Source organism: Rhodococcus sp. P-2, assembly GCF_016598535.1.
Lineage (GTDB): Bacteria > Actinomycetota > Actinomycetes > Mycobacteriales > Mycobacteriaceae > Rhodococcus_F > Rhodococcus_F baikonurensis.
In genome coordinates this window covers 5,568,908-5,577,902 of sequence record NZ_CP066779.1, presented here as the reverse complement: position 1 = coordinate 5,577,902, position 8,995 = coordinate 5,568,908, and the positions used below count along the sequence as shown (strand labels likewise).

Annotated in this window: 10 protein-coding genes; 3 read left to right on the top strand and 7 right to left on the bottom strand. The window is 63.2% G+C overall.

All coding sequences use genetic code 11. The annotated features are described in order from the left end of the window. Position 1: 1 nt before the first annotated feature. Both I7X09_RS25975 and I7X09_RS25970 read right to left on the bottom strand, forming a co-directional pair. Positions 2-754, bottom strand: coding sequence for an IclR family transcriptional regulator (locus I7X09_RS25975; protein WP_200314361.1), 753 nt, complete (start codon positions 752-754; stop codon positions 2-4). Continuing rightward, positions 754-2,265 carry an APC family permease gene (locus I7X09_RS25970; RefSeq protein ID WP_200314359.1) on the bottom strand — a complete coding sequence of 504 codons (1,512 nt, stop codon included), beginning with the start codon at positions 2,263-2,265 and terminating at the stop codon, positions 754-756. The genes I7X09_RS25975 and I7X09_RS25970 overlap by 1 nt, the downstream gene beginning before the upstream one ends. 238 nt (positions 2,266-2,503) lie before the next feature. Between I7X09_RS25970 and I7X09_RS25965 the strand changes: the two genes are divergently transcribed. Genes I7X09_RS25965 through tatA form a run of 3 tightly spaced genes read left to right on the top strand, consistent with a single transcriptional unit; the run spans position 2,504 to position 4,970 of the window. Beyond that, the gene (locus I7X09_RS25965; RefSeq protein WP_200318085.1) at positions 2,504-4,084 is read left to right on the top strand and encodes a flavin monoamine oxidase family protein; all 1,581 of its coding nucleotides are present in this window, start codon (positions 2,504-2,506) and stop codon (positions 4,082-4,084) included. A gap of 38 nt (positions 4,085-4,122) precedes the next feature. After that, positions 4,123-4,794, top strand: coding sequence for a Rid family hydrolase (locus I7X09_RS25960; RefSeq protein WP_166812239.1), 672 nt, complete (start codon positions 4,123-4,125; stop codon positions 4,792-4,794). After that, a complete protein-coding gene (tatA, locus tag I7X09_RS25955) occupies positions 4,794-4,970 on the top strand; it encodes a Sec-independent protein translocase subunit TatA (RefSeq protein ID WP_050655684.1) in 177 nt (58 codons plus the stop codon). The genes I7X09_RS25960 and tatA overlap by 1 nt, the downstream gene beginning before the upstream one ends. 51 nt (positions 4,971-5,021) lie before the next feature. Here tatA and I7X09_RS25950 read toward each other — a convergent pair whose 3' ends face one another. The 5 genes from I7X09_RS25950 to I7X09_RS25930 form a co-directional block, all read right to left on the bottom strand. After that, positions 5,022-5,636 carry a class I SAM-dependent DNA methyltransferase gene (locus I7X09_RS25950; RefSeq protein WP_200314358.1) on the bottom strand — a complete coding sequence of 205 codons (615 nt, stop codon included), beginning with the start codon at positions 5,634-5,636 and terminating at the stop codon, positions 5,022-5,024. Next, positions 5,633-6,391, bottom strand: coding sequence for a PIG-L deacetylase family protein (locus tag I7X09_RS25945; RefSeq protein WP_200314356.1), 759 nt, complete (start codon positions 6,389-6,391; stop codon positions 5,633-5,635). Before I7X09_RS25945 ends, I7X09_RS25950 begins: the two co-directional genes overlap by 4 nt. Next, positions 6,385-7,323 carry an acyl-CoA dehydrogenase gene (locus tag I7X09_RS25940; protein ID WP_200314354.1) on the bottom strand — a complete coding sequence of 313 codons (939 nt, stop codon included), beginning with the start codon at positions 7,321-7,323 and terminating at the stop codon, positions 6,385-6,387. Before I7X09_RS25940 ends, I7X09_RS25945 begins: the two co-directional genes overlap by 7 nt. Next, positions 7,320-8,024: a glycosyltransferase gene (locus I7X09_RS25935; protein ID WP_124567386.1), complete on the bottom strand. Its 705-nt coding sequence runs from the start codon at positions 8,022-8,024 to the stop codon at positions 7,320-7,322. Before I7X09_RS25935 ends, I7X09_RS25940 begins: the two co-directional genes overlap by 4 nt. Positions 8,025-8,225: 201 nt before the next feature. Next, positions 8,226-8,993: a GAF and ANTAR domain-containing protein gene (locus tag I7X09_RS25930; RefSeq protein WP_124567385.1), complete on the bottom strand. Its 768-nt coding sequence runs from the start codon at positions 8,991-8,993 to the stop codon at positions 8,226-8,228. Between the last annotated feature and the right edge of the window lie 2 nt (positions 8,994-8,995).

Here is an 8,995-nt window from a genome sequence, read left to right as displayed (position 1 = left end):
TTCAGCTTGCTTTCGACATCGTCGGAGCAACGATGCGTTCCGCGTACTCCCGCAAGAGCGCCACCAGGTCTGCGTCGTTCACGGAAAGTCTGCCGGTCGGACCTATCGCAGCCAAGGCACCGACGACACACCTTTCCGCGTCGTGGATCGGGACGGCGACGGCAGAGCGTCCGACACGAATCTCGTCGACCTCACGGGCGGGCTCACCGCGCCGGATCCGCGAGAGTTCGAGTTCCAACGCGTCGCCGTCGGTGATGGTGTGTGCGGTGACCTTTCGCAATGGGGTCTCGGCCAATTCGGGTCGGCTGGCGAGGAGCAGCTTCCCGATAGCTGATGCGTGAACGGCTGTGACCAGTGTTCGTTCACCGCTGAGCTCGTGGTCGGGATCGCGATCCACAAGTCGAATTCTGTTCTCTGCAAACGACGCGAGATAGACGCCGAACCTCAGCTGTTCGCGGAGTTCTTCGAGGAGCACCGAGTTGTCGACGGGTGTGGGTTCGGCGGCAGCCCCGGCCAATTCGCGGGTGCGTCGGCCCAGCGCGAAGCCGGAGAGGTCGGCGATCCGAACCAGGTAGCCGTCGGCGACAAGGATGTTGAGCAACCGATACGCGGTGGCAGGTGGGATGTCGGCCAGGGCTGCAATGTCTTTGGCGGTGGCTCCCGATCCGAGCCTGGCTGCCGACTCGAGCAGGGCAAGGGCGCGCTGAACGGCTCGGGGTTCGTGCCCACCGAGATCGCGGGGTCGGCCCACCATCAGCGGGCGCCGGCAGTCGGCTCGCCCACCAGCACGATGTTTCCGGCTGCGTCGGTGGCGAACACCCCAGCTCCGGGTAGTACGTCCTCGGTTTCGGGGCTGTCGAAAGCTCCGACGTGCAGCAGACTTTTGGGGCTTCGGCGTCGCAGGTAGAACTGCCAGAGTGTGCCCGAGGTCAGGATCACGAGTACGGCAATCGGTGCAACGTACGCGTGGTCGATCGTGTTGGCGTAAACCAGGTATCCGAGGACTATCGCGCCGGCGCCACTTCCACACGACGCGGCCGCGAGAACGCCGGGAGTGTGCTCACCGATCCGTGTCAGGAAGACCACGGATGCGATCGCCACCAGTGCATACGCCACGATGACGGCGCCGCGAACCGTCAGCCGGACATCGTCGAAAATCTCTCCGCGTCCGAGAACGGCAAAAGTTCCACCGCCTACCAGGACTGTGCAGACGACGGCGGTCAAGGCAAAGTACGGCGTGCGGAAGGCACGGTGAACCGAGGCGAACCGGCGGGGGAGTAGCCGCTCGACGCCGAACGAATAGACCAGGCGTGACGCAGCATTGGACGACGCCATCGACGACGCCAGCCACGAGCACCCCAGACCGACGTTGAGCGCGATCACGACGGCGGGGCTCACACCTGTCGCCGTTCCGTGAAGATAGGCGTTGACCAGAGTGTCACTGCGTCCGGACCAAGCGGCCCAGCCCGCGAAGATGAAGAGCGATCCACAGATGATCGGGGTGAGAAGAACTGTGCGGGTGACGGTTACCAGCGGACGACGAGCTTCGGGGCCGAAGAAGGCCGCGCTCTCGAATCCGGCGAGAGCGAACACGGCAGCCAGGGCGGTGAGCAGTAATCCGTGGCCGGAGCTGGGCGGAACGATCTGTGCCTGTTGGCTTCCGGAACCGCCCAGGACCATGAGCCCGACTATGAACAGCAGTGAACAGCTTTCGACGACGAGGATCGCGAGAGCGGCAAATCTGACACCCCGAACGAGGGCACCGAGAATCAGCAGGGCTATCCCCAGATAGAGCGCGATGACGTGAAAAGTCTTGTCCACGTGCACACCCGCGAAGCCGAGCAATGCGATTGCGGCCTGTCCTCCGTGGTAGAGCGTCATCACCGCGCTTCCGACGTATTTGACCAACATGGCGATGCCGGTGGTCAATGCTGCCCGGGTGCCCAGTCCACGAAAGACGAAGCTGTGCAGCCCACCTGATGCTGCCATTCGGCGCGTGAACTGTGAAACGCAGAACGCTATGAGCGTCACCAGCACGGTGGCCGCGATGATGGTGATCATCCCGCTCAACAATCGGCCGTGTGTCAGCATGGTGACGGGCAGAACGACCATCGACACCGCGGGAGCAGTGGTTGCCACCGACTGGGCCAGCACCTCCGCGCCGGAGAGTTGCCGACGGCCCAACGCGCGCAGCGGCGATCGCGCCGGGGGCTGCTTCTCGCGCGTGGTGAAGGACCGCGCGATGGCTTCGGTGAGAGCGGACATGTCGCGTCACGCTAGTCCGGTTCTGTAACGCGGATATTGCGGACATGCTTCCGCTGATCGCACTCGGGTGAGAGAGCCCGATGCGGATGCTCGCAGGTTTCTCACTCGGTCCCCACTGACTGTTTCCTGTGCGTCAAGTTCCGGACCCAACGCTCCTGAAGTCTGTGTTCAACACCAACCACCCGGGTCACCGGGAGCACACTGGGGAGCTCGAATGCCATACACACGTAGATCTTTCATGCGCAGTCTGGGAATCACCGGCGGCGCCGGCCTGGCACTCGGTGCTATGTCGTCCATCGGCCTGGCGCCGGCGGTGGCGTCGACGCCGAGGCGATTCCAGGCGCCAGCTGCCGGTGACCTGATCGGGAAGGTCAAGGGAAATCACTCCGTCGTGATCCTCGGCGGCGGACCGTCCGGTCTGTGCTCCGCCTACGAACTGCAGAAGGCCGGATACAAGGTCACTGTCCTCGAAGCGCGTAACCGGCCGGGTGGTCGGGTGTGGTCGATCCGCAACGGCACCGAAGAAACCGATCTGAACGGTGAGACACAGACCTGTACGTTCTCCGAGGGGCACTTCTACAACCTCGGTGCGACGCGTATTCCGCAAAATCACAACACCATCGACTACTGCCGCGAGCTGGGTGTCGAACTGCAGATGTTCGGAAACCAGAATGCGAACACCTTCGTCAACTACACCGGCAACAAGCCGCTCGCGAATCAGTCGATCACCTACCGAGCAGCCAAGGCCGACACCTACGGATACATGTCCGAGCTGCTGCAGAAGGCTACAAATCAGGGCGCTCTCGACCAGGTCTTGAGCAAGGAAGACAAGGAAGCACTCTCGTCTTTCCTCACCGACTTCGGTGATCTCTCCAGCGACGGCCGCTACGTCGGATCCTCGCGTCGAGGGCACTCCGCGGAGCCGGGCGCCGGCCTCAACTTCGGAACCGAGATCGAACCCTTCGGGATGAGCGATGTCATCCAGGGCGGCATCGGGCGTGCGTTCTCCTTCGAGTTCGGTTACGACCAGGCCATGACGATGATGACCCCCGTCGGCGGCATGGACCGGATCTACTACAAGTTCCAGGACGCGATCGGCATGGACAACATCGAGTTCGGCGCCGAGGTCAGCGGCATGAAGAACGTGCCGGAAGGCGTCAGCGTCGACTACGTCGTCGACGGCAAGACCAAGTCGATCACCGCCGACTACGCGATCTGCACGATCCCACCGCACCTGATCAAGCGGCTGAACAACAACCTGCCCTCCGACATCTTGCTCGCGTTGGATGCAGCCAAGCCGTCGTCGTCGGGCAAGCTCGGTATCGAATACTCGCGTCGGTGGTGGGAGACCGAGGACCGCATCTACGGCGGCGCGTCCAACACCGACCGCGACATCTCCCAGATCATGTTCCCCTACGACCACTACAACTCCGACCGTGGCGTCGTCGTCGCGTATTACAGCTCGGGTAAGCGTCAACAGGCTTTCGAATCGCTCACGCACCGTCAGCGCCTGGCCAAGGCCATCGCCGAAGGCGCAGAGATCCACGGCGACAAATACACTCGCGACATCTCGTCGTCCTTCTCCGGAAGCTGGCGTCGTACCAAGTATTCGGAATCCGCCTGGGCGTCGTGGGCCGGCGCGGGAGATTCCCACGGCGGCATGGCAACTCCCGAGTACACCAAGCTGCTCGAACCCGTCGACCGGATCTACTTCGCCGGCGATCACCTCTCCAATGCCATCGCCTGGCAGCACGGGGCCTTCACGTCCGCGCAGGACGTCGTTACCCATCTGCATCAGCGCGTTGCGCAAACTGCCTGACGTGCTTCATTTTCCATCACATTTCTGGAGGTCACATCATGAAATCTCGCAGCACCAAGGTCCTTGCAGCGGCATTCGCCGCCACCGCGCTACTGGGGTTCGCCACTGCCTGCTCGTCTGACGAGGCGGACGCCGAGACCACATCGAGTTCGTTCGTCTCCAAATCGATTCTCGAAGCGGGGCAGGCCAACCCGATGATCGCTCAGGGTGTCGCGATCGGCGGCGACACCGCGATCTACAAGACCAGCGGCATCGGCCCGTCGGCAGGAAACAAGGCGGCGCCGGAAGGTTCGCCGGAGTCGTACATCGACGGCCAGTTCTCCGGTGGAGTTCTGCCTGCCGGGGTCACCGTCACCGAGGCGCAGGGCATCAACGTACTCAAGAAGATCCGCGACAACCTCGAAGCCCAGGGATTGAGTCTCGAAGACGTCGTGACGATGCGCGTCTTCCTGGACAACGCGCCGGGGTCGGACAAGGCCGACTACACAGGATGGAATCGCGCGTACCGCCAGTTCTTCGCCAATACCAATCTCGACACCGGTGATACGGAGCTGGTTCCGATGGGCACTGCCGAGCCGATCGCTCCGATCGAGCGCAACAGCGCCCGCCCCACCCGCTTCGCGCTCGAGGTTGCCGGACTGCCGGTTGCCGGTTGGCTCGTCGAGGTAGAGGTCGATGCGGTGTACCCCGAGGGCAAGGAACCCGCCTGATGGGCGCGCTGAGCCCGACCCACTGGGCGATCGTCGCAGTAGTGCTCGTGGTGCTGTTCGGTTCGAAGAAGCTGCCCGACGCGGCCCGCGGCCTCGGCCGGTCGATGCGGATCCTGAAGTCCGAAGTCGGTGAACTGCACTCGGATACGGACCTCGCGTTGGAGAAGCGAGACTGACCCCGTGCGCGGTTGAGGAGTCCCCACACTCCTCAACCGCGCACAGGGGTTCTAGATCAAACCTTCGGAACGAGCTACCGATGGTGGTGACGGTGGACCTTTCACGAAGACATCGATCAGCACGTCCTCGTCCTGGTACGACGCGAACTGCGCCAACCCCGGCGTCTGGCGCACAGCCGAATGAACGGCGTCACCGTTTTGCGGATACTCCGGTACGACGTGACGCCAATGGGCGCACAGCAGCGTTCCGCCAGGCTCGAGGTGCTCGACGACGTGCAGCATTGCCTCGGTGAGCTTTTCGAAGGTGAGGTAGTAGCCGACCTCGCTGACGACGACGAGGTCGAAGGTCTCGTCGGGCCAGTCGTCACCCAAAGCCCAGAGACGAAATTCGGCGTCACGACCGGAAAGCCGCGCGCGAGCATTCTCCAGTGCGACGGGGACGATGTCGGTGGCGAGAACGCTGTCGCAGCGCTCGGCCAACTTCTCGGTGAGAACCCCGATCGAGCACCCAGGTTCGAACGCGCGGCGGTATCGAGGTTTCGGGAGCATGGCGACACTGAGCGCGTACTTTCGCTGCTCGTACCAGCGGGATTCGAAATCCCATGGGTCGGACTGTGCGGCATACATCTTGGCGAAGTAATCCACGGGCAGTTCACGATCGCTCATACGAACACCGTCTCGTACGGTCGCAGTAGTCGTTCCATCGCGTGTCGGGGGAGGATGGGCGCATCCGCGGGGTGATCGGAAAGCGGGGCGATCTGTGAAGTGAACTCATTGGTGGCAGCAGATTTTGCAGCCTGCACGTCGGAGGGCAAGGTCACTCTTCTTGCTCTGTCCCACGGGACTGCCGCATGATCCGGCGCGGCCCAATGCCACGCCCAGATGGGGTACTCGATCAATCGTGCTCCGGTATCCGCGCACGCCCTTGCCGCAGCGTCACCGGTGGCTTCATGATCCGGGTGGCCGTCCCCTCGCCACGTCGAGGCGCACCAGGTATCGGCCGAGGAATCACCGAGAATCGATCTGAGGCGGTCGGTCAACTCTCGCCGGTTCTCGCCGATCTTCCCGTCCGGGATGCTCAATCGAACCGGCGCGGGAATCCCGAGCACACGCGCCGCTCGATCCGACTCGGACCGTCGAAGTTGTTCCATCTCGGGCTGAGTCACCGTCGGTGAGTCGGGATGTGAAGCGCCGCCGTCGGTGACGGACACCACGTGGACATTGATTCCGGAAAGTGTTGCCAGGAGTGCGGTTCCACCCAGGCCGAGGATTTCGTCGTCAGGATGAGGTGCGACGACGATCAATCGCGAGCACCCGCTCAGGTCCAGTTCCGGAAACCTGCGTCCCCACTCCCGCCACGTCGATTCGGGGGTGCCACCGTCGTCGACGGGCTTCTGCGCGAACAGTTTCGAGTTCACCACGGCCGTTTCCCCTTGGCCGCAATCCGGCCCAGTTCTGCGAGATCCTTCTCGGCGTGGCTCTGCCGCAAGTAGACGGTGAGGTCGGCGACGCGGGCGGCATGCTCGGCGTCCATGCAGAGCGGCGCAGCCCCGAGAGCGCGTCCCACCCGATCCAGGGTCTCGGTGGCGGCGCGCTCGACGATTGCCCGCACACGCAGTGCCCGTTGCATGGCCTCGGCATTTTCGTCGAAAGGGTCGGCGTCGATCTCCGCCGCCGCGACTGCGAGCGCGTTGCGGGCCGCGGCCAACGCCGCGTCGACCGCACCGAGGTGCGCGAGTACATAGGGATCCTCGCTGCTTGCGGCCTTGTCGTACAACGGATCTGCGACGCCGCAGGCACCGCCGTACCAGCATGCGGCCACTCCTATCGCGCCGTGCCAGAACCCCGGCCGGCTCAGGTAGTCGCCTGCCGTCCCGACCGGTATTGCCGGAACCATGTCGAAATCGACTGCGCTGGAGTCGCTTTCGGCCATGCCAACGGCCTTCCACGAATCGGGAACGGGATGTACCCCAGGTAGCCCGAGCTCGACCGCGAAGAGCGAGGGGACACCGTCGACCAACGCGGTGATCAGTGCATGCGTGCAGGTGTTGGCGCCCGAACACCACAACTTGCGACCGGTGAGCGTCCAGATTCCCACGTGCTCAGATGCATTCACCACTGGTTCGGGTGGCTCGGCTGCCCACACTCCCCACAGCTGACCCGGTTCGGGATCGGGTCCGTCGAGTTCGGTGAGTATCGCGACTGCATCGGTGTGGGCCTCAGCCATTCGGCCGAGGACCACGTTCTCTCGAGTGAGTTCTGCCAGGGAAGTCCATCGTGCGGCCGTCGCGCCGCCGCCGGGCAACGGCAAGTACAGTCCACCTGCGTCCAGGAGTGTGTGTAGTCGTTTCATCGTGCCAGCTCCGCTTCTTCGTTATCGGCGGTCGTACCACCCAGGTTACGGATATGTCCGGCAAAACCGCCCGGAGTTCGGCCGTCGAGACGTGCAGACGTGGTGACCGCAATGTCTTCGGCCCATGCGATACAGGCACCAGCTTCGCTCAACCGCCGGACGAGATCGACGTCCTCGTCTTCTTCGAGATCGGAGAATCCTCCGACGCTCCAGTACATGTCGGCGCGGACACCGAGGTTGGCACCGTGGACGTGACCGTGTCGACCGTACGGATGCTCGTGATACATACGTTCGTATCGTTCGCGGACGGAGTGTGGATGACCTTCCCAGTCGGCGATGCGCACGGTTCCCGCGACGACATCCGCTGTACGCGCATATTCCAATTGGCGCGCAATCCACGTAGGGCCGACCACCGAATCGGCATCGGTGGTGGTGAACCACGCTGAGGCGCCCAAATCTGAGCCGAACGCGGAGAAGCCCGTCGCTCGCGAACGTCCGACGTTCTGATGCTCGACGCGCAGTACTTCCACTCCGTCGGGGACGACCCCCGCGGTTCCGTCCGAACAGTTGTCGAGGACGGCAACAAGTCGGACGGGGACAACGCAAGCCGATGCCGCTGTTGCGAGTGCGCGAAGGCAGTTGGGAAGGTCTTCGGCTTCGTTGTGGGCGGGAACTACGACAAGAACCTGGTCGATTGGCACAGTGACGATCCTTTCCTCACCCTGGTACGGTCGGGTCTTCTTTCGTCCCGGTTCTCAACAGATAACCACATTTCGGACGAGTGCCGCCGCGCGACCGCCAGCAGTTACGCAGGTCGAAAACTGTTTCGGTGAAACATCTCTGGATGCGTTTGGGAACTGCACCTTCGGGGTACAAAACGGGGTTTTGTCACCGGCGTTCTTTCAGAACCGGCGGTGGCGCACCGAATCGACGAGCATCCGGGCAACCTCGTGCAGTTTCACGTTGGTGTGCTGCGATTGCTGCACGAGACGGCTGAATGCTTCGTCGGCGTCGATACCGTGGACGGCGATCAGGACGCCCTTGGCCTGTTCGATCTCGGCCCGAGATTCCATGGCGCAGTGCAGTTGTTCGATGTGTTCGTGCGCCTGACGCCAGCGTCGTGAATCTGCGATCGCTGCGCCCGCACCGGCGGTGAACAATTTCATCAACTCCTCGTCGAAGGGCTTGAACTCTGTCGACGCGAATCCGTAGACGTTGAAAGCGCCGAGTAGTTCGGTGCTGCCTTCTCCCATGGTGATCGGCACGGACAAGTAGGACCGGACGCCTTGTTTGCGGGCCTCGGCGGTGAATTCCGGCCATGTGTCCTCGTGATCACCCACCTTTGCCCGTACCGACGACACAGTGCGCGCGGCGTCAACGCACGGACCACGATCGGCAGAGTGCTGGGCGTCGTCTATTTCGGAAAGGTAGTCCGCGGTGGATGCGGCAGTTCGTGGGCCATCGGCGGACAGCACCGTCACGCTGACAGCATCGGCATCCGGCAGGGCTTTGACAGCAGTCTCGGCCAGACGTTGGAGCATGGAGTCGAGATGCTCGTCCGTGTTCAGAGTGGACCGGAGTCCGGCGATCGCTTCGGCGAGAGTGTCGAGCGAATCTGCTGCGGAAGCAAACGCCGCGGCTCCCTGTGGAGTGTCCGCATTGCCTGTCATGA

What these genes read in the sequence shown, in the direction of transcription:
- I7X09_RS25960 (WP_166812239.1), top strand. Translation starts at nt 4,123, where the DNA reads ATGAAATCTCGCAGCACCAAGGTCCTTGCAGCGGCATTCGCCGCCACC.
- I7X09_RS25950 (WP_200314358.1), bottom strand. Translation starts at nt 5,636, where the DNA reads ATGAGCGATCGTGAACTGCCCGTGGATTACTTCGCCAAGATGTATGCC.
- tatA (WP_050655684.1), top strand. Translation starts at nt 4,794, where the DNA reads ATGGGCGCGCTGAGCCCGACCCACTGGGCGATCGTCGCAGTAGTGCTC.
- I7X09_RS25940 (WP_200314354.1), bottom strand. Translation starts at nt 7,323, where the DNA reads ATGAAACGACTACACACACTCCTGGACGCAGGTGGACTGTACTTGCCG.
- I7X09_RS25970 (WP_200314359.1), bottom strand. Translation starts at nt 2,265, where the DNA reads ATGTCCGCTCTCACCGAAGCCATCGCGCGGTCCTTCACCACGCGCGAG.
- I7X09_RS25965 (WP_200318085.1), top strand. Translation starts at nt 2,504, where the DNA reads ATGCGCAGTCTGGGAATCACCGGCGGCGCCGGCCTGGCACTCGGTGCT.
- I7X09_RS25975 (WP_200314361.1), bottom strand. Translation starts at nt 754, where the DNA reads ATGGTGGGCCGACCCCGCGATCTCGGTGGGCACGAACCCCGAGCCGTT.
- I7X09_RS25930 (WP_124567385.1), bottom strand. Translation starts at nt 8,993, where the DNA reads ATGACAGGCAATGCGGACACTCCACAGGGAGCCGCGGCGTTTGCTTCC.